This window comes from Pseudomonas sp. PS02290, from assembly GCF_029960075.1.
Classification (GTDB): Bacteria; Pseudomonadota; Gammaproteobacteria; order Pseudomonadales; family Pseudomonadaceae; genus Aquipseudomonas.
Window position 1 is genome coordinate 24497 of record NZ_JASCOY010000017.1, and the last position, 20183, is coordinate 44679.

The 20183-nt window shown below is 61.1% G+C and carries 18 protein-coding genes and 1 other RNA gene; 5 read left to right on the forward strand and 14 right to left on the reverse strand.

Annotation, left to right across the window (positions count from 1 at the left end; genetic code table 11):
• Positions 1–2 precede the first annotated feature (2 nt).
• The 14 genes from QMX88_RS10595 to rsmI form a co-directional block, all read right to left on the reverse strand.
• On the reverse strand, positions 3–962 hold the full coding sequence (locus tag QMX88_RS10595) for a D-alanine--D-alanine ligase (RefSeq protein ID WP_282368939.1): 960 nt from the start codon (positions 960–962) through the stop codon (positions 3–5).
• Positions 959–2419 (reverse strand): UDP-N-acetylmuramate--L-alanine ligase, encoded by a 1461-nt coding sequence (murC, locus tag QMX88_RS10600; RefSeq protein ID WP_282368940.1) that lies wholly within the window; start codon positions 2417–2419, stop codon positions 959–961. Before murC ends, QMX88_RS10595 begins: the two co-directional genes overlap by 4 nt.
• Positions 2412–3485: an undecaprenyldiphospho-muramoylpentapeptide beta-N-acetylglucosaminyltransferase gene (gene murG / locus QMX88_RS10605; RefSeq protein WP_282368942.1), complete on the reverse strand. Its 1074-nt coding sequence runs from the start codon at positions 3483–3485 to the stop codon at positions 2412–2414. Before murG ends, murC begins: the two co-directional genes overlap by 8 nt.
• Positions 3472–4689: a putative lipid II flippase FtsW gene (gene ftsW / locus QMX88_RS10610; RefSeq protein WP_133772211.1), complete on the reverse strand. Its 1218-nt coding sequence runs from the start codon at positions 4687–4689 to the stop codon at positions 3472–3474. The genes murG and ftsW overlap by 14 nt, the downstream gene beginning before the upstream one ends.
• Positions 4686–6032, reverse strand: a complete 1347-nt coding sequence (gene murD, locus QMX88_RS10615) for a UDP-N-acetylmuramoyl-L-alanine--D-glutamate ligase (RefSeq protein ID WP_282368944.1) — start codon at positions 6030–6032, stop codon at positions 4686–4688. Before murD ends, ftsW begins: the two co-directional genes overlap by 4 nt.
• Before the next feature lie 5 nt (positions 6033–6037).
• Positions 6038–7120: a phospho-N-acetylmuramoyl-pentapeptide-transferase gene (gene mraY, locus QMX88_RS10620; protein ID WP_037014691.1), complete on the reverse strand. Its 1083-nt coding sequence runs from the start codon at positions 7118–7120 to the stop codon at positions 6038–6040.
• Entirely contained in the window at positions 7120–8490 is a 1371-nt protein-coding gene (locus tag QMX88_RS10625) for a UDP-N-acetylmuramoyl-tripeptide--D-alanyl-D-alanine ligase (protein ID WP_282368950.1), read from the reverse strand. Before QMX88_RS10625 ends, mraY begins: the two co-directional genes overlap by 1 nt.
• Positions 8483–9946: a UDP-N-acetylmuramoyl-L-alanyl-D-glutamate--2,6-diaminopimelate ligase gene (locus QMX88_RS10630; RefSeq protein WP_282368952.1), complete on the reverse strand. Its 1464-nt coding sequence runs from the start codon at positions 9944–9946 to the stop codon at positions 8483–8485. The genes QMX88_RS10625 and QMX88_RS10630 overlap by 8 nt, the downstream gene beginning before the upstream one ends.
• Entirely contained in the window at positions 9946–11688 is a 1743-nt protein-coding gene (locus QMX88_RS10635) for a peptidoglycan D,D-transpeptidase FtsI family protein (RefSeq protein WP_442969444.1), read from the reverse strand. The genes QMX88_RS10630 and QMX88_RS10635 overlap by 1 nt, the downstream gene beginning before the upstream one ends.
• Complete coding sequence (ftsL, locus tag QMX88_RS10640; protein ID WP_192171762.1) at positions 11688–11981, reverse strand: cell division protein FtsL; 294 nt, start codon at positions 11979–11981, stop codon at positions 11688–11690. Before ftsL ends, QMX88_RS10635 begins: the two co-directional genes overlap by 1 nt.
• Positions 11978–12925: a 16S rRNA (cytosine(1402)-N(4))-methyltransferase RsmH gene (rsmH, locus tag QMX88_RS10645; protein WP_282368957.1), complete on the reverse strand. Its 948-nt coding sequence runs from the start codon at positions 12923–12925 to the stop codon at positions 11978–11980. Before rsmH ends, ftsL begins: the two co-directional genes overlap by 4 nt.
• Positions 12922–13377 (reverse strand): division/cell wall cluster transcriptional repressor MraZ, encoded by a 456-nt coding sequence (mraZ, locus tag QMX88_RS10650; RefSeq protein ID WP_037017349.1) that lies wholly within the window; start codon positions 13375–13377, stop codon positions 12922–12924. Before mraZ ends, rsmH begins: the two co-directional genes overlap by 4 nt.
• 307 nt (positions 13378–13684) lie before the next feature.
• Positions 13685–14042: RNase P RNA component class A (gene rnpB, locus QMX88_RS10655), an RNA gene on the reverse strand.
• An 86-nt stretch (positions 14043–14128) separates the two neighbouring features.
• On the reverse strand, positions 14129–15034 hold the full coding sequence (gene rsmI, locus QMX88_RS10660; RefSeq protein ID WP_442969445.1) for a 16S rRNA (cytidine(1402)-2'-O)-methyltransferase: 906 nt from the start codon (positions 15032–15034) through the stop codon (positions 14129–14131).
• Between the two features lie 222 nt (positions 15035–15256).
• Here rsmI and QMX88_RS10665 point away from each other — a divergent pair, with 222 nt between their 5' ends.
• The 5 genes from QMX88_RS10665 (at position 15257) to QMX88_RS10685 (ending at position 20107) form a co-directional block, all read left to right on the forward strand.
• A complete protein-coding gene (locus tag QMX88_RS10665) occupies positions 15257–17071 on the forward strand; it encodes a penicillin-binding protein activator (protein ID WP_282368962.1) in 1815 nt (604 codons plus the stop codon).
• On the forward strand, positions 17068–17442 hold the full coding sequence (locus QMX88_RS10670; protein ID WP_282368964.1) for a YraN family protein: 375 nt from the start codon (positions 17068–17070) through the stop codon (positions 17440–17442). Before QMX88_RS10665 ends, QMX88_RS10670 begins: the two co-directional genes overlap by 4 nt.
• 194 nt (positions 17443–17636) lie before the next feature.
• A complete protein-coding gene (locus QMX88_RS10675; RefSeq protein WP_065992135.1) occupies positions 17637–18230 on the forward strand; it encodes a phosphoheptose isomerase in 594 nt (197 codons plus the stop codon).
• Entirely contained in the window at positions 18227–18805 is a 579-nt protein-coding gene (locus tag QMX88_RS10680; RefSeq protein WP_192171767.1) for a BON domain-containing protein, read from the forward strand. Before QMX88_RS10675 ends, QMX88_RS10680 begins: the two co-directional genes overlap by 4 nt.
• A gap of 390 nt (positions 18806–19195) precedes the next feature.
• Complete coding sequence (locus tag QMX88_RS10685; protein WP_282368969.1) at positions 19196–20107, forward strand: CAAX protease; 912 nt, start codon at positions 19196–19198, stop codon at positions 20105–20107.
• Positions 20108–20183: the final 76 nt, after the last annotated feature.

The following is a 20183-nucleotide window of genomic DNA, read 5'->3' on the forward strand; positions in this document are numbered from 1 at the left end:
ATCTACCCTCGCACCTGGACGCTGTCGGCCAGAATCGCTAACACCAACTGTTGGAAATCGAGCCCGGCCGCACGCGCCGCCATAGGCACCAGGCTGTGGTCGGTCATGCCGGGCACGGTGTTGACTTCCAGCAGCCAGAATTTGCCGTCGGCGTCCTGCATGACATCGGTGCGCGCCCAGCCGGCAATGCCGACCGCTTCACACGCCCGAGCCGTGAGTGCCTTGAGTTCATCTTCTTTGGCTGCATCGAGGCCGCACGGAATCCGGTACTGGGTATCGAAAGCCAGGTATTTGGCGTCGTAGTCGTAAAAACTGTGGGGAGTACCCAGACCGATGGGAGGCAATACCTGCCCACGCAGAGAGGCGATGGTGAACTCCGGACCTTCGATCCATTGTTCGACCAACACTTGCGAATCGTAGGTACGGGCGGCGTTCCAGGCGGCGATCAATTCGTCGACGCCGGTCACCTTGGCCATACCGATACTGGAACCTTCATGGGCGGGTTTGACGATCAAAGGAAAGCCCAGTTCCGTCGCCGCAGAAATACAATCCGCCTCGCTGCTCAGCACGGCGTGGCGCGGCGTCGGCAAGCCGAGACTCTGCCAGACCTGCTTGGTGCGCAGCTTGTCCATCGCCAGCGCCGACGCGAGCACGCCGCTGCCGGTGTAGGGAATTTCCAGACACTCAAGCAGACCCTGCATGGTGCCGTCTTCGCCGCCCCGACCGTGGAGGACGATGAACGCCCGATCAATTTGTTCACTGACCAGCCGCTGCAGGAAATCCTCGCCCACGTCGATACCGAACGCGTCGACGCCTGCGCTTTGCAGGGCTTCAAGCACTGCGCTGCCGGATTTCAGGGAAACCTCCCGCTCCGCGCTCTTGCCGCCGAACAGCACGGCGACGCGACCGAAGCGTTTCGGCTCCAGCGTCGAGAACAGGGCGGACTGCAGGGCGGCTGTCATTTCAGCTTACCTTCGGTTGAGGCCACGATGGCGCCGGTGAAGAGCGGGCTTTTCAGCAGCTGTGGTGCAAGGCCGCCAATGTCGCCGGCGCCCTGGCACAGCAGGATGTCACCGGCGCGCAGCAGCGGTTTGACCAGCGGCGCCAGTTCGACGCCACGCTCGATATAGATCGGATCAAGCTGACCGCGCTGACGAATGCTGTGGGCCAACTGACGGCTGTCCGCACCCGGAATCGGTTCTTCACCGGCCGGATAGACTTCCATCAGCAGCAACACGTTGGCCTCGTTGAGCACCTGCACGAAATCGTCGTACAGATCGCGGGTGCGGCTGTAACGGTGCGGCTGGTAGACCATGACCAGACGACGGTCCGGCCAGCCACCGCGCACGGCATTGATGACGGCAGCCACTTCACGCGGGTGGTGACCATAGTCGTCGACCAGCATCACGTTGCCGCCTTCCACCGGCAGTTCGCCGTATACCTGGAAACGACGGCCAACGCCCTGGAAGCCGGACAGCCCCTGAACGATGGCTTCGTCAGAGACGCTCTCGTCAGTGGCGATGGCAATGGTTGCCAGCGAGTTCAGCACGTTGTGCTTGCCCGGCATGTTGACCGAGACATCCAGTGGCTCGCGGTCACGACGCAGCACGGTGAAGTGTGTGTGCATGCCGTCCTGGCGCACGTTGATCGCGCGCACGTCGGCGGCGTCATCGAAGCCGTAGGTCATGATCGGACGCTTGACCGAAGGCAGGATGTCGCGCACGACAGGATCGTCGATGCAGACCACGGCCAGACCGTAGAACGGCAGGTTGTGCAGGAATTCGACGAAGGTCTTCTTCAGTTTGTTGAAGTCGCCTTCGTAGGTCGCCATGTGGTCGGCGTCGATGTTGGTGACCACGGCCACCAGCGGCTGCAGGTGCAGGAAGCTGGCGTCGCTTTCGTCGGCTTCGGCGATCAGGTAACGGCTGGTGCCGAGCTGCGCGTTGGTGCCGGCAGCGTTCAGACGCCCGCCAATCACGAAGGTCGGATCAAGGCCACCCGCCGCGAACACCGAGGCGATCAGGCTGGTGGTCGTGGTTTTGCCGTGGGTACCAGCGACCGCGATACCGTGGCGATAGCGCATCAGCTCGGCCAGCATTTCAGCGCGCGGCACCACAGGAATGCGACGCTCAAGGGCAGTCGCCACTTCCGGGTTGGAGGTGTTCACAGCGCTGGAGACCACCAGCACGTCCGCCGTCGAGGCGTTTTCTGCACGATGGCCGATGAAGATCTGCGCGCCAAACGATTCGAGACGCTCGGTGACCGGCGAAGCCTTGAGGTCGGAACCGGACACGTCATAGCCCAGGTTCAGCAACACTTCGGCGATACCGCACATGCCCACGCCGCCAATGCCCACGAAGTGGATACGACGGATACGGCGCATTTCCGGCTGTGGCATGGCGCGTTGATTCTCAACCATGGGCCACCTCCAGGCAGATATCGACGACGGTGTTGGTGGCGTCAGGCTTGGCCAGTTGGCGAGCCGTGACGGCCATGCGGTTCAATTGTTCGGGTTGCATCAAAACCTCTTTCAGGCGAGCGGCCATTTCGGCGGCGCCAGTTGTCGCTTGCGGCATGACGAAGGCAGCGCCCTCGCGAGCCAGATAGTCGGCGTTGCGTGACTGGTGATCGTCGATCGCGTGGGGCAAAGGCACCAGCAACGATGGCAGCCCGGCGGCAGCCAGTTCACTGACGGTCAACGCACCTGCGCGGCAGACCACCAGATCCGCCCAGCCATAGGCTTGGGCCATGTCTTTGATGAACGGGGCAACCTGCGCCTCGACACCGGCAGCGCGATAACGCTCGGCGGTGACTTCATCGTGATGCTTGCCGGCCTGATGGAACACTTCAGGGCGGATGTCGGCAGGCACTTGCGCCAGGGCTTCCGGCAGCAATTTATTCAGCGGCTCGGCGCCCAGGCTTCCACCCAGCACCAGCAAACGAGGCCGGCGGCCAATCAGCGTCTGGCGCGGCGTTTCGAAGAACAGCTCGGCGCGCACCGGGTTACCGGTGGTGCGACGCTTGGCCGACGCGGCGAAGGTCTGCGGGAACGCTTCACAGACGCGTGCGGCGAACGATGCAAGACTGCGATTGGCCGTGCCCGCTACTGCGTTTTGCTCATGGATGATCAGCGGCACGCCGGCCAGCTTCGCCGCCAGACCGCCAGGGCCTGTCACGTAGCCACCGAAACCGACGACGCAGACCGGCTTCAACTCACCCACGATCTTGCGCGCCTGCAGCAAAGCCTTGATCAACATGAACGGCGCTTTCAGCAGCGACAGCCGGCCCTTGCCACGCAAACCGGTGACGTTGATCAGATGCAGCTTCAACCCTGCGGCGGGCACCAGTTCGTTTTCGATGCCGCGCGGCGTTCCGAGCCAGTGCACGGTGTAACCGCGGGCCTGGAACTCATGGGCGCACGCCAGCGCCGGGAACACGTGTCCGCCGGTGCCGCCCGCCATGATCAAAACGTTACCGGCGGCCATGGGTCGGCTCCTCGGCAAAGTCGCTTTCCTGGAACTCGGCCTCTTCACTGCCCATGTTGTTGCGCGATTCCCACTCGATGCGCAGCAACAGGCCCAGGCTGGCGCAGCAGATGATCAACGAACTGCCGCCGTAGCTGAGGAACGGCAGGGTCAGACCCTTGGTCGGCAGCAGACCGACGTTCACGCCGATGTTGATCAGGAACTGACCAATCCACAGGAAGGCCAGGCCATACGCGGTGTACGCAGCGAAGAACTGCTTGGCGCGCTCGGCCCACATGCCGATATACATCGCCCGGATACTGACGAACACGAACAGCGCGACCGTGGCGAGGGAACCCACCACGCCCAACTCTTCAGCCAGTACCGAGAACACGAAGTCGGTGTGGGCTTCCGGCAGGTAGAACTGCTTCTGCACGCTGTTGCCAAGGCCGACGCCGAACCATTCACCGCGACCGAAGGCGATCAGCGCCTGGGTCAGCTGGTAGCCAGAACCGAACTGATCGGACCACGGGTCGGTGAAGGTAATCAGACGCGCCATCCGGTACGGCTGCGCTTGAACCAGCACGAACACGGCACCCACTGCCAGCGCGACCATCAAGCTGAAACGGAACAGCCCGACGCCGCCGAGGAACAGCATCGCCGCCGCCGCGCCCATCATCACGACCGTGGCACCGAAGTCCGGCTCCATCAGCAGCAGGCCCGCCATCGGCAGCAGCACGATGAACGGCTTGAAGAAGCCCATCCAGCTCTCGCGCACTTCCTGCTGGCGACGAATCAGGTAACCGGCCAGGAAAATCACCACGAAGACTTTGGCGATTTCCGACGGCTGCACGTTGAACATGCCGAAGCCGATCCAGCGCATCGAACCGTTCACCTCACGCCCGATGCCGGGCACGATCACCGCGATCAATAGACCGAACGCGCCAATCAGCATCAGCCAGCCAAGGCGCTGCCAGGTAGCGACCGGCACCATCATGGTCGCGACGCAGGCGATCAGGCCCAGCACCAGATAGATCAGGTGACGGGTCATCATGTACAGCGCGTTGCCCGACTGAACGGCGGCCACTTCCGACGACGCGGAAGTGATCATCACCAGGCCCAGGCCCAGCAACGCGAGGCAGCCGGCGAGCATCGGGAAATCGACGTCAACGCCACGGCCGCTGATGATCGGCGACGGGTACGGCTTGATCACGCCGAAAATCATGACAAGTCCCCCACCGCCCGGGCGAACAGTTGTCCGCGCTCTTCGAAATTCTTGAACATGTCCAGGCTTGCGCAGGCGGGCGACAGCAACACGGCATCCCCTTCCTGCGCGATATCAGCAGCACGTTGCACGGCTTCTTCCAATGTAGTGACGCGTACCAGAGGCACCGAATCGCCGAAGGTCGCGGCGAGCAAATCCGCATCGCGGCCCAGCAGGACGACGGCGCGGCAATGGGCAGCAACCGGGGCTTGCAGCGGGGTGAAATCCGCGCCTTTGCCATCGCCGCCGGCAATCAGCACCAGCTTGCCGTCGATGTCGGCGCCCAGGCCTTCGATCGCTGCCAGCGCGGCGCCGACGTTGGTCGCTTTGGAGTCGTCGTAGTAGTTCACGCCGTTGAGCTCACGCAGCCATTGGCAGCGATGAACCAGACCGGCAAATGTCTTGAGGCTGGCAAGCATGGCGTCGAACGGCAGACCCACCGCATGACCCAGGGCCAGTGCGGCCAGGGCGTTGGCCTGATTGTGGCCACCACGGATTTTCAGCTCGCGGACCGGCATGAGGTTGTCGAACTGGAAGGCCAGATATTTCTCGCCGTTCTCTTCGCGCAAGCCGAAGCCGTTTCTGTCGGGCTTGTTCAAACCAAAGGTCCAGCACGGCACGCCTTCGCCGATCAACGGCCGGGTCAGCGCGTCCTGACGATTCACCACCACTTGGCGCGCGCCGCGGAAGATCCGGTGCTTGGCCAGGTGATAAGCCGGCAGGCCGCTGTAACGGTCCATGTGGTCTTCACTGATGTTCAGCACGGTCGCCACTTCAGCGCCAAGCTGATCGGTGGTTTCCAGCTGGAAGCTCGACAGCTCCATCACATACAGCTCGACGTCGTCGCTGAGCAGGTCCAGCGCCGGCGTGCCGAGATTGCCGCCGACCGCAACACGCTTGCCCGCTGCCGCCGCCATCTCGCCCACCAGCGTGGTGACCGTGCTCTTCGCGTTCGATCCGCTGATGGCCACAATTGGCGCCTTGGCGTTGCGAGCGAACAGCTCGATATCGCCGGAGAGCTTCACGCCGCGCATCGCCGCTTGTTGCAGGGCCGGGGTTGCCAGCGCCAGACCGGGGCTGACATACAGCTCATCGGCGCGGCACAAAAATTCAACGTCCAGCTCACCACAACGCACTTCGACCTGCGGGTAGTCCCGGCGCAATGTCTCGAGTTCTGGCGGATGCTCCCGCGTATCGGCGACAGCAAACGACACACCCCGGTTCGCCAGAAAGCGAACCAGGGACATGCCGCTCTTGCCGAGGCCGACAACGATGCGGAAGTGGTCAGAAGCGATCAGTGACACTCGTTCTACCTCAGTTTCAACGTGGCAAGGCCGACCAACACCAGAATCACGGTGATGATCCAGAAACGGACGATCACGCGCGGCTCGGGCCAGCCCTTGAGTTCGAAGTGGTGATGGATGGGCGCCATGCGGAAAACGCGGCGGCCGGTCAATTTAAAGGATGCGACCTGAATGACGACTGACAGGGTTTCCATTACGAAGACGCCGCCCATGATGAAAAGGACGATTTCCTGACGGACGATGACCGCGATGGTGCCCAATGCCGCGCCCAGGGCCAGCGCCCCGACATCACCCATGAACACTTGAGCCGGGTAGGTGTTGAACCAGAGGAAACCCAGCCCCGCACCGATCAGCGCGCCACAGAACACAATCAATTCGCCCGCACCCGGCACGTAAGGGATCAGCAGGTATTCCGCGAACTTCACGTTACCCGACAGGTAGCAGAAGATCCCCAGTGCGCCGCCGACCATCACGGTCGGCATGATCGCCAGACCGTCCAGGCCATCCGTGAGGTTCACGGCGTTGCTGGAGCCCACGATCACGAAGTAGGTCAGCACGACGAAGCCAATGCCCAGCGGGATGCTGAAGTCTTTGAGCATCGGGATCAGCAGCGTGGTTTCCACGGGCGATTGCGCAGTCATATAAAGGAAGATCGCCGCGCCCAGGCCGAACACCGATTGCCAGAAGTATTTCCAGCGGCTCGGCAGCCCGCGCGAGTTCTTCTCGATCACCTTGCGGTAGTCGTCGACCCAGCCGATGGCGCCGAACAGCAGCGTGACGATCAGCACGACCCACACATAACGGTTGCTCAGATCAGCCCACAACAACGTGGCGATGCCGATTGCAGACAGAATCAGCGCGCCACCCATAGTCGGCGTGCCGGATTTGGACAGGTGCGATTGGGGTCCGTCGTTACGCACGGATTGACCGATCTGCTTGCTCTGCAGGGCGCGGATCATCCACGGGCCCAGGCACAGGGAAAGTGACAGTGCAGTGAGCACGCCCAGAATCCCGCGCAGGGTCAGGTACTGAAAGACCGCGAAGCCTTTGTAGAACTGTTGCAGATACTCGGCCAGCAGCAGCAGCATTAATGTTTCTCCAGGCGTGTTCCGCATAAGGCCGCTACGACGTTTTCCATCGCAGCGCTGCGTGAACCTTTAATCAAAATGGTGGTGTTTTTATCGTGCTCGGCGCCAAGCGCTTCGATCAGCTCGGCCTGAGTTTCAAAATGGCGGGCATCCTGCCCGAAAGCCTTGACCGCATGGGCCATCAGCGGACCGACGGCATACAGCGCGTCGACTTTGCCGACCGCGTATTCGCCGACATCGCGATGGCCCTGCTCCGCCCAGGCGCCCAGCTCGCCGATGTCGCCCAGCACCAGAACCCTGCGGCCCGGAAAACCGGTGAGGATGTCGGTCGCGGCAGCCACGGAAGTGGGGTTGGCGTTGTAGGTGTCATCAATGACGCGCATGCCGTTCGGCGCCAGTTGCGCGACGGTGCGGCCCTTGACCGGCTGTACGTCGTCAAGCCCGGTGACGATGCCCGCGAGCGAAACGCCCAGCGCATGGGCAGCAGCCGCCGCGGCCAACGCATTGGCAACGTTGTGCGTGCCCAGCAGATTCAACTGCACCGGCGCGGAGCCGTTCGGGGTGTTCAACGTGAATGCCGGGCAACCGCGCGCATCAATGCCCAGGTCGCTGGCGTAAAAGTCAGCACGGCTGTTGTTGAGCGCGAAACTCAACACGTTGCGTGAGCCGGCACGGGCCACCCAGATGTCGAATGCCTTGTCGTCGAGGTTCAATACCGCAATACCGCGAGCGTCCAGGCCTTCGATGATCTCGCCCTTGGCTTCGACGATCTTTTCCGGACCGCCGAACTCACCGACATGGGCAGTCCCGGCGTTGGTCAGGACACAGACATGGGGCTTGGTCAGGCTTACCGTGAAAGCGATTTCGCCCACCCGGGACGCACCCAGTTCGATGACGGCGGCGTCGAATTCCGGCGCGAGCTCCAGCAGCGTCAACGGTACGCCCAATTCGTTGTTCAGGTTGCCGCGGGTCGCCAGCACAGGACCGCGGGTGCGCAGGATGCTCGCCAGCATTTCCTTCACGGTGGTCTTGCCGCTGGAACCGGTGATCGCAGCGACCGGCTTGTCTATGAAGGCATTACGGTTCATCGCGCCGAGTTGCGCGAGGGCTTTGCGGGTGTCGGTGACGATCAACTGCGGCAGCGAACTGCCCGGGACCTCGCGTTCAACCAACGCGCCGACTGCGCCTTTGGCAGCGACTTGATCGAGATAGTCGTGACCGTCGAAGCGCGGGCCGGTCAGCGCCACGAACAATTGGCCGGGCGTGATTGCGCGGCTGTCGATGCTGACACCGGAAAAACTGCAGTCATGGCCGACACGACGTGCGTCGAGCGGCACCAGCAGTTCACTGAACGAGAGCGGCTTAAGCATGTGCAGCCTCCCAGGCGTCGAGCGCTTTGGTGGCTTCTTCCAGATCGGAGAACGGCTGACGCTGGCCGTCGATTTCCTGGTAATCCTCATGGCCCTTGCCGGCCAGCACGATCACATCGGCAGCGGACGCCTGGGCGATGATCTGCGCGATCGCCTGACCGCGCCCGGCAACGAAATCGACTGCGTTTGCCGAGACGAAGCCAGCACGGATGTCATCGAAAATACGGGCCGGGTCTTCGCTGCGCGGGTTGTCGTCGGTGACCAGCACTTTGTCGGCCAGACGCTCGACCACTTCCGCCATCAGCGGACGCTTGCCGCGATCGCGATCGCCGCCGCAGCCGAACAGGCAGGTCAGTTGGCCTTTTGCGTGTGGGCGCAAGGCGGCAAGCACTTTTTCCAACGCGTCAGGGGTGTGGGCGTAATCGACCACCACCAGCGGACGCGAGCCACCGCCCAGCCGCTGCATCCGGCCCGCAGGGCCTTCCAGCGTTGGCAGGACTTTGAGAATGTCATCCAGCGGGTAATCAAGCCCCATCAACGCGCCGACCGCAGCCAGCACGTTGCTCAGGTTGAAACGGCCCAGCAGGCTACTGCGCAACGCATGGCTGCCCTGGGGCGTAACCAGAGTCGCGCGCACGCCGTCGTCATCGAACTGCGCATCACGGCAAAACAGGTAAGCGCTGCTGTCTTCCAGGCTGTAGGTAATCAGGCGCGAAGGGTGCGGCGCAGCGGCGAGCTGGCGACCAAACCCGTCGTCAAGATTGACCACACGGCAGCGCAGGTCATTCCAGGCGAACAGCTTGGCCTTGGCAGCCGCGTAAGCCTCCATGGTGCCGTGGTAATCGAGATGGTCACGGGACAGGTTGGTCATCACTGCCACGTCGAAAGCCAACGCAGTAACCCGGCCCTGATCCAGCCCGTGGGACGAAACTTCCATGGCAACCGCTTTGGCCCCGGCCCTTTTCAGATCGTAAAGGGTCGATTGCACGGAGATCGGATCCGGCGTGGTGTGGATGCCGCTTTTCAGCTCGCTATAGAAGCCAGTGCCCAGTGTGCCGATGATGCCGCAGTGCTGGCCGAGCTTGTCCAACGCCTGTGCGACCAATTGAGTCACGCTGGTTTTGCCGTTGGTGCCAGTCACACCGATCAGGTTCAGGTTGCGGCTCGGGTCGCCATAAAAGCGCCCGGCAATGTCGGACAACTGCGCTGCCAGACCCTTGACCGGAATCATCGGGATATCGGTGATCGGCAGCACCTTGGCGCCTCCGACCTCGTAAGCAATGGCCGCCGCGCCGTGGGCGATGGCGTCGGTGATGTGCTCACGGCCGTCAACCTTGAGGCCCGGAATTGCCAGAAACAGATCGCCCGGACGCACTTTGCGGCTGTCCAGGGTCAGTTCGCGAATCAGCAGATCGCGGTTGCACTGCGCAAACAGCTTGCTCAAATTCAAAGACATCAGCCACGTCCTCCCTTGACTGGGGCGGCGGGCACAGCGTTGGCTTGTTGCTCAGGCGGAATCGGCGCGAGGTTGTCCGGGCGCACGTTCATCAAGCGAAGCGTGCCCGACATCACCTTGCTGAATACAGGCGCGGAAACCAGACCACCGAAGTAACCGCCTTTGCTTGGTTCATCAATGACCACAACGACCGCGTAACGCGGGTTGCTCATCGGGCCGAAACCGGCGAACAGCGAACGGTAGGAGTTTTCCGCGTAGCCCTTGGTGCCCACGGATGTCTTACGCGCGGTACCGGACTTGCCTGCCACGTGATACGACGGAACGCGCGCACGGTAAACGCCACGCGGGTCTTCGATCACTTGCTGCAACATGCCCTGCACCGTCTTGGCCGTTGCTTCGGGAATGGCCTGAACCGACTCGGCTGGATTATCAGTTTTGAGAATGGTCAGCGGCACGATCTTGCCGTTGTTGGCCAGCGCCGCGTATGCGTGGACCAACTGCAGCGCCGTCACCGACAGGCCGTAGCCGTACGACAGCGTTGCGGTTTCAGCCTTGCGCCACTCACGGTAGTTCGGCAGGTTGCCGACGCGCTCGCCCGGGAAGCCGAGGCCGGTGTATTGGCCCAGGCCCACACGCTGCATGGCGTGGAAAATCGCTTCGCCACCCACGTCGAACGCGACTTTACTCATGCCGACGTTACTGGAATTGATCAGAATGCCGGTCAGGTCGAGGATCGGGCCTTCGGTTTTGGTCACGTCACGGATGGTGTATTTGCCGATCTGCAACGTGCCCGGGTACACCTCGACCTTGTCGCTCGGCTTCCAGCGGCCGCTTTCCAGTGCGGCGGTCATGGAGATCGGCTTCATGGTCGAACCCGGCTCGAACACATCGATGATCGCGCGGTTACGCATCGCCGCCGGCACCATGGTGCGACGGTTGTTCGGGTTGTACGTCGGCTGATTGACCATCGCCAGTACTTCGCCGGTTTTCACGTCCATGATCACCAGGCTGCCGGCCTTGGCGTCGTTTTCCTGAATGGCGTTGCGCAGCTCGCGGGTCGCCAGGTATTGCAGGCGCAGATCAATAGACAAAGCCAAGGTCTTGCCGGCCTTGGCGTTTTTCTTCACTTGCAGGTCTTTGATCATCCTGCCGCGCCGGTCCTTGATGACCTGCCGCTTGCCGGGGACGCCGGCGAGCCAGTCTTCGTAGGCCAGCTCTACGCCTTCACGGCCGTGATCGTCGAGGTCGGTAAAGCCGACCATGTGCGCGGTGACATCGCCCGCAGGGTAGAAACGGCGGAATTCTTCCTTGCCGTAAACGCCCGGGACTTTCAGATCAAGCACCGACTGACCCTGCTCCGGGGTCAGGCCACGGACCAGATAGATGAATTCTTTGCTTGCCTGTTCATTGAGGCGATCCGTCAACGCCTTGGGATCCTGCCCCAATGCTTGCGCAAGCTGGAACCATTTGGTCTTGTCGGCCTGCATTTCGGACGGGTTTGCCCAGATGGTGGTGACCGGCGTACTGACGGCCAGCGGCTCACCGTTGCGGTCGGTGATCAGACCACGGTGGGCGGGAATCGAAACGGTGCGCAGGCTGCGTGCATCGCCCTGTTCAATGAGGAAACGGTGATCGATGACTTGCAGGTCGACGATGCGGTAGCAGATCGCGATGACCATGACCGACAGCAGGCCGACCACGACGCGAAACCGCCACGGGTAGAGCGCACCTTCGAGTTTCATCATGGCGACACCATCCGGATGTCGGCGGCGTTCGGGATGCGCATTTTCAGCTGATCAGTGGCCAGGGCCTCGATACGGCTGTGGGCAGTCCAGGTGCTCTGCTCAAGAATCAGGCGACCCCACTCGGCCTGCGCCTTGTCGCGCACGCTGAGTTCACCGTAAAGGGAGTTGAGCAGCTGACGGTTCCAGTGCGCGCTGTACGCCACACCGATCGCTGACACCAGCACGGCGATAAACAGCATCAGCATGAAGAAGCTGCCGCCCGGCAGGGGCTTGAAGAAACCGCGGTTCATCGGAGTTTCTCCGCGACGCGCATGACGGCGCTGCGCGAACGCGGATTGGCGCGGGTTTCATCATCGGACGCGAACTGCGCCTTGCCGATCAGTTTGATACGCGGCTCGAAGGCCTGATGACGGATCGGCAGGTTGCGCGGCAGGTTGTCGGCTTCGCCCTTGACCAGCTTGCGCATGAACAATTTGACGATGCGATCTTCCAGCGAGTGGAAGCTGATGACCACCAGGCGGCCGCCCACTTCAAGGGCGTCCAGCGCAGCGTCAAGGCCGGCTTCCAGATCACCCAGTTCGTTGTTGACGTGAATGCGCAGGCCCTGGAACGCGCGGGTCGCCGGGTTCTTGCCCTTTTCCCACGCCGGGTTGGCGACTTTCAGCACTTCGGCGAGATCGCCGGTGCGCTCGAACGGCTGAGTCTCGCGGCGGGCCACGACAGCACCGGCCATGCGGCGGGAGAAACGCTCTTCGCCGTATTCCTTGAATACGCGGGCAATTTCTTCGGCGGGCGCAGTGTTGACGAACTCGGCTGCGCTGATGCCGCGGGACGGGTCCATGCGCATGTCGAGGGGGCCATCGTTCATGAAGCTGAAGCCGCGCTCGGGGTCGTCCAGTTGTGGCGACGACACACCGAGATCCAGCAGAATGCCGCTGACCTTGCCCGTCAACCCGCGTTCTTGAGCTTCGGCGCCCAGTTCAGCAAAGCTGCGCTGCACAATGACAAAGCGGCCGTCTTCGGCCGCCAGCGTTTGCCCGGTGGCAATCGCTTGGGGATCTTTATCGAATCCGAGAAGCCGACCCTCCGGCCCCAGGTTCTGCAATATAAGGCGGCTATGTCCGCCACGACCGAATGTGCCATCCAGATAGCAGCCATCGGCGCGCACCGCGAGAGCCTCGACGGCTTCTTCGAGCAGTACGGTGATGTGGGTAAAGCCGCTATTCGTAGTCACAGGATCAAATCACGCAGTTCATCGGGCATCGCACCCGGTTTTTGAATGGCCGCAAGGTCCGCATCAGCAAGTGCGTTCCAGGCGTCCTCATCCCACAGTTGAAACTTGTTGAGCTGGCCTACCAGCATCACTCGCTTATCGAGCTTGGCGTATTCACGCAAACGTGGCGGCACCAGGAAACGCCCGCTGCCGTCCAACTCCAGATCAACCGCATTACCGATCAACAGCCGCTGCAGGCGACGGTTTTCTTCACGGAATGTGGCGAGCTCGCGCAGCTTGGCCTCAATCAGCTCCCATTCGGGAAGCGGATAGATGCACAAGCACGGGTCGACGGTATCGATGGTGACGATCAGTTGTCCTGCGCTACGCGAATCCAACTCGTCACGGTACCGGCTCGGCATAGCGAGACGGCCCTTTGCGTCGAGATTGATTGCGTTTGCACCACGGAACACAGGCGCGATCTCCAGATATTATCTTTTTGAGCCTAAAAAACCCACTTCACGCCACTTTCCGCCACTCGCGCACACTATAGGAATGCGCCCACCACACCGTCAAGGCGACTTCACGAGGAAAACCCTTACAGGACGGATATTTAGGAGCACTTACGCAGGAGATGTAGCGGATTTCAGACCGGCCCTACGGATATTTCCGAGGATGAACAAACAGATGAGGTCTGAAGTTAAAGTGATTTGTGAGGTTTAAGATTTTTTTGGTATTACGGAAGGGGATAAATCGTACAAACGAGGGGAAGAAAAGGAGGTGGAGAGTCGATCTGTAAGCCGGGTTCTGTCGAGGACAGTCATTCCTCTACGATGGCCATCACTGGACATCTTTAGCAACCTACCCGGTTCCAGCGCGGGCCACGCCTTGGAACCCTATTTGGTCTTGCTCCGAGTGGGGTTTACCTAGCCACGAACTGTTGCCAGACGTGCGGTGCGCTCTTACCGCACCTTTTCACCCTTACCGGCACCGAAGTGCTTAGGCGGTTATTTTCTGTGGCACTTTCCGTAGGCTCACGCCCCCCAGGCGTTACCTGGCACTCCGCCCTATGGAGCCCGGACTTTCCTCCCCCCTTCATTGCAGAACAATGAAAGGCAGCGACTGTCCAATCGACTCTCCGCCGCCAAGGTTAATGGGAGGGCGGCTCAAGAACAAGCTTTAATCGGCTCTCGCGCCATTTGCAGAGCTGCCCGCGACATCCCGTCACACGCCTTTCTGTTTATTCAGCGCCACCTGATAGAGCAGGTTCTTACGCACGCCGGTGATCTCTGCTGCCAGTGTGGCGGCACGCTTGAGGGGCATTTCCTCCAGCAGCAGATCCAGCACCCGCCGCGCTTCGGCGCCAATCACATCTTCGCCTTCGGGCTCACTCCAGCCCGCCACAAGCACCACGCACTCGCCACGCTGCTGATTACTGTCGCCCTCAACAAAGGCACGAAGCTCGGACAGCGGCAGCCCCTTGAGGGTTTCGAACGTTTTGGTCAATTCGCGGCCCAGCACGGCGGGACGGTCCGGACCGAAGACTGCTTCCATGTCCTGAAGACATTCGAGAATGCGATGGGGCGCTTCATAGAAGATAAGCGTGCGCGGTTCTTCCTTGACGAGTTCGAGCCGCGCCTTTCGGCCCACCGACTTGGCCGGCAAGAAGCCTTCGAAGATGAAGCGGTCCGAGGGCAACCCCGCCGCAGAGAGCGCCGCGATCAAGGCGCAGGCGCCCGGGACCGGGATCACTTGAATACCCGCTGCCCGGGCCTGACGCACCAGATGATAACCGGGGTCAGAAATGAGCGGCGTGCCGGCATCGGAAATCAGCGCGACGTTATCGCCGGCCAGCAGGCGCGTGATGAAGCGGCTCCCCTCCTCGCGCTCGTTGTGCTCATGACAGGCCGCCAATGGCGTCGGAATGCCGAAGTGCTGCATCAGCCGTAACGAGTGGCGGGTATCCTCTGCGGCAATCAGCGAAACATCGCGCAGCACCTTCAAGGCGCGGGCGCTGATGTCATCCAGGTTGCCGATCGGCGTGGCCACCACATAAAGCGCGCCTGTAGTGGAATTCGAAGCACCCGGAGCAGTCAAAGCGCACACCTCATGTTGTGTAAAAGCCTGCATTGTACAGGCTGCGGCCGACAAAACAGGACGTCGCACCCCGTGAGTCCAGAAAAGCAGCTCGAACACCCGCAACATGGCAGCGACTCCGCGACAGTCCGACTCACGTCAACTGACGCGCCCGGAGACGATCAATATCGCCGCTTTAACGCCTTCAACGTCGCGCCCCGGCCAGTGCTTGGGTACACTTCCACGCTAATTTGCTCGAGTATCAGGAACATACACATGATCGCTTGCCTGCGGCTGTTCTCTGCCCTCTGCCTCGCTGCCCTTCTGGCTGCCTGTGCCGGTTCGCCCTCCTCCAGCCTTGGCGAATTGCCTCGCTCCCCCGATGCCAGCATCGAACAACTGCTCGAACAGGCCGCTGCGGCAAAATCGCCTGATCAGGCAGCGTTGCTGAAACTGACGGCAGCCGACCTTGCAGCGCGTCAGAACAACCCGAGCCGCGCCGCGAGCATTCTCGAGCAGGTCCAGATGGATCAGCTCAAGACCGACAAGCAAATCTACGCCAACACCCTGTCTGCCGAACTGGCATTGGGTCGCAGCCAGCCGAAAGCCGCGCTGACGGCGCTCAACCACCCGAGCATGCAGCATCTGGGCGAGATGCCGGTTGACCTGCAGACCCGCACCCACACCGTTCGCGCCCGAGCGTTTGAAGCCGATGGTCAGACCCTCGCTGCTGCGAGCGAGCGCGTGTTCATGGGCCCGTTGCTGCAAGGCGACGCCCTGAACGCCAATAACGACGCCATCTGGACGCTGGTTGCTGCGCTGCCACCCGAGCAGCTGCAAAGCTCGGCCAACGATGACATGGGCGGCTGGCTGAGCCTGGCCCGCGCGGTCAAAGGCGCCGGCACGCTGGAACAGCAACAGGCGGCCATCGACAACTGGAAGGCGCAGAACCCGCAACACCCGGCTGCGCGCCAGCTGCCGACTGCCCTCGCGCAGCTGCGTGACCTGAAGAGCCAGCCGCTGACCAAGATTGCGCTGCTGCTGCCGCAAGACGGTCCTCTCGCCTCGGTATCACGCGCCCTGCGTGACGGCTTCATGGCCGCGAACTATCAAGCGCAACAGGCCGGCGAGAAGCCACCTGCAATCGAAGTATTCGACAGTTCCCGCGTGACCTCGATGGACGCCTTTTATGCGCAAGCCAAGGCTGCAGGCGTGCAATTGGTAGTGGGTCCGCTGGAGAAGCCACTGGTTAAACAGCTGAGCGCTCGCCCTCAACTGCCGATCACCACGCTGGCGCTGAACTACAGCGATTCCGGAACCCAGGGCCCTGCCGAGCTGTTCCAGTTCGGTCTGGCAGCGGAAGACGAAGCCCGCGAAGTGGCCCGCCGTGCCTGGGCCGATGGCAAGCGCAGTGCGGTTGCCATGGTGCCGAAGGGCGAATGGGGTGATCGCGTGCTGGAGGCCTTCCGTCAAAGCTGGCAGGCCAAAGGCGGCACCTTGCTGGGTGCTGAGCGCATCGACCAGCCGGTCGCACTCGCTCAACAGGTTGCCGATCTGTTCCAGTTGCGCAACAGCGAAGGTCGCGCCCAGCGCGTGCAAGGCGCTACTGGCACGCAGATGGCTGCTCAGCCTTCCCGTCGCCAGGATGTGGACTTCATGTTCCTCGCTGCAACGCCTCAACAGGCTCAGCAGATCAAGCCGACCATGGTCTTCCAGTACGCTGGCGATGTTCCGGTCTATGCCACTTCGCACCTGTTCACCAACAGCGGCGACCCGGCGATGTACAACGACCTGAACGGCGTGCGCTTCTGCGAAACCCCGTGGCTGCTGAACGCCAACGACCCACTGCGCCAGCAAGTGACGTCGCAATGGCCACAAGCCTCCGGCAGCCTTGGCCGCCTCTACGCCATGGGCATCGACGCGTATCGTCTGGCGCCACGACTGACCCAGTTGAAAACGCTGCCTGAGAGCCGCATCGACGGCCTGTCCGGCAGCCTGGCGATCGGCCAGGGCCAACGCATCGAGCGTCAACTGCCATGGGCAGAGTTCGTAGACGGTAAGGTCCAGCGCCTGCCGGACACCGCGCCTTGACCTCAGGCACGACCCGTCAAACCGCAGGGCGCGAGGCCGAAGCCTACGCCCTGCGTCACCTGCAACAGCATGGGTTGCGGCTGATTACCCGCAACTGGTCATGCAAACGCGGCGAGCTTGATCTGGTCATGCTCGACGGCGATACAGTAGTATTCGTCGAAGTTCGGTATCGTCGCCACGCCGGCTGGGGTGGTGCGCTGGAAAGCGTCGATTTTCGCAAGCAGGAAAAGCTCACGCTGGCAGCTCAGTCCTTTCTGCAAAGCGAGGTGCGCTGGGCCGATTCGCCGTGCCGCTTCGACGTCGTCGCGATCAATGGCGCTCCCGGCACATCACCCGCGCTTAACTGGCTGACCAACGCTTTCGATTGCTGAAAACGCGATGATTCCGTGGGATTGCAGCGTAAGATCGGCCGCCTTCCCGGCTAAAGCCGGTCCTACTGCACCAACCCAACGAACCACACTGGCTCTTTTGCTCTTTGCTTTGCGGGCTGCACAGTTTTGTGCCGGGACGCCGATGACTTATCGGACGCCGCCCCGACCAGCCGCCCCTATTAAGGTTTTCATAGATGGACATGCAATCCCGAATTCGCCAGCTTTTTCAGGCCAGCATCGACACCAAGCAACAGGCGATGGATGTTGTTGCACCCCACATCGAGCAAGCCAGCCAAGTGATGGTCAACGCCCTGCTCAACGAGGGCAAGATGCTCGCCTGCGGTAATGGCGGTTCGGCTGGCGATGCCCAGCACTTTTCCTCGGAGCTGCTCAACCGTTTCGAACGCGAGCGACCGAGCCTGCCCGCCATAGCGCTGACCACTGACACCTCCACCATCACCTCCATCGCCAACGACTACAGCTACAACGAAATCTTTTCCAAACAGATTCGTGCGCTGGGTCAGCCGGGCGATGTGCTGCTGGCGATTTCCACCAGCGGCAATTCGGCGAACATTATTCAGGCCATCCAGGCCGCACATGATCGTGAAATGATTGTCGTAGCCTTGACTGGTCGCGATGGCGGCGACGTTGCGTCGTTGCTGTTGCCGGAGGACGTTGAAATCCGCGTCCCGGCGAAAGTCACCGCACGTATTCAGGAAGTCCACCTGCTGGCGATCCACTGCCTTTGCGACTTGATCGACAGCCAACTGTTCGGGAGTGAAGAATGATATCCAAACGTCTTAGCCTGCTGGCCCTGACGCTCTGCCTGGGCATCAGCGGATGCAGCTCGGTGATCAACGCTAGCCGTGAAGCGCCGATCGATGACGATCGCGGTACACGCACCTTCGGCAGCAAGATCGACGACTCGCTGATCGAGACCAAGGTCGCGGTCAACATCGCCAAGGCCAGCCCTGATCTGGACAACGCGTCGCACATCGTCGTGACCAGCTTCAACGGCATCGTCCTGCTGGCCGGCCAGACCCCGCGCGCCGACCTCAAGCAACTGGCGGAGCAAACCGCCAGCCAGGTGCAGAAGGTCAAGAAGGTCAACAACGAGCTGCAGGTCACCGGCCCGTCCTCGATGCTGGCGCGCAGCAATGACGCCTGGCTGACGAGCAAGATCAAAACCGAGATGCTCACCGACAGCGCCATCCCGGGCTCGCGCATCAAGGTCGTGACTGAAAACGGCATCGTTTACCTGCTGGGCCTGCTGACCCAGGCCGAAGCCACCCGCGCCACCAACCTGGTGCAAGGCGTCGGCGGCGTGCAGAAGATCGTGAAGCTGTTTGAGTACATTGACTGACGGTGTGGCAGATTTGCCGAAGGTTTTTAAGCCCTCCACGTGGGGGCTTTTTATTGCAGCGCTTTTGGTCCGAGTGCCAGCAGCATTTAACGAGAAGTGGGGCTACATCGATGGTAGCCCTGGCAGACTGTCGGAGCCGCCTCAGCCTCCAGACGCGTTCGCTACTCACCCGGATGGCAAGCAAATAGAACCGGCGCAGACGCGAGCTGGCAAATCTCCAGAAACAAAAACCCCGACTCGAGGCCGGGGTGGGTGTTTCGTGGTCTTTGCAAAAAGTCTTAAGCTTTCGCCCATTGGAGCTCATTGCCAACCTAGGGAGTGATGCTATGGGTGGGTGACATCTATGTCAACCCACATTCTTACAGGCGCCTCGCTGAAAGGAAGCCGAGCATGCCGCACACCGTCCAGTACAGACCCGTGCTGATTGATCAAATCATCAGCTCTCACCGAATCTCCAGCTACGCCAAAGTTTTCTCCGTTAGCAATGACGTAGAGCTGGTTGGCGCTTACCTATGGAATTCCCATGTCTGCGCTTCCCTCTACCCCCTACTCAGTGCAGCTGAAGTCACGCTGAGGAATGCGATTGACTCTGCGCTCACGGCTGACATCGGTAAATTCTGGTGGAAAAAAGGCAAACTTCGCTACAGAAGCTATACCGCAGGAGTCGTAAAAACTCCGCAGCCTGTTGAATATTTGACCAATAATTTCCAGTCAGCCTTCAAGATCGCCAGAAGGGAAAAAGGGAAACGACCGGGCAGCGGTGGCGCTCCCGATCACCAAGAGATCGTTTCACAAGCCGATTTTTCCACGTGGGAATTCGTCCTTGATAATGAATTCATGGGCAACAATCTCATTTGGCCGAAGAATCTGGGACAAGTGTTTAGAGGCACATGGCCTACGAGTGCGAGCATGCTTCAGGTGTGCAAAAACCGCGTTTCGCTTGTTCGCAACTTTCGTAACCGAGTGTTCCACCATGAGCCGGCCTGGAAGCGCTTCGGCGTTACGGACGAGCAGCAAGCAGTGGCTCATTTACATGAAAAAATCGACAAAATTGTCGAGCTGATTTCATGGATTTCGCCAGAGAAAATTGATCTGCTAGAGAAAAGCGGCGTGATCCGAACTGCATATCGGGCGTGCTCGGTGGCCGAAATTGAACGGTTTAAATATCGGTCGAAGACGAGCGCGATCAACAGCATGACTAAGCTCATCAAAGTTGCTGAAGCTGCCAGCGTCAGCAACGAGGTCATCAAAATTGAAATCTACGGAAAGCGCAAAGTGACATACACGATTCAGCGAACCTGAACCAGGCTTGGATGGGCAACCGCCAATCGGCACACACAAAAAAGGCGATCCCTCGGGATCGCCTTTTTCGTTGCTG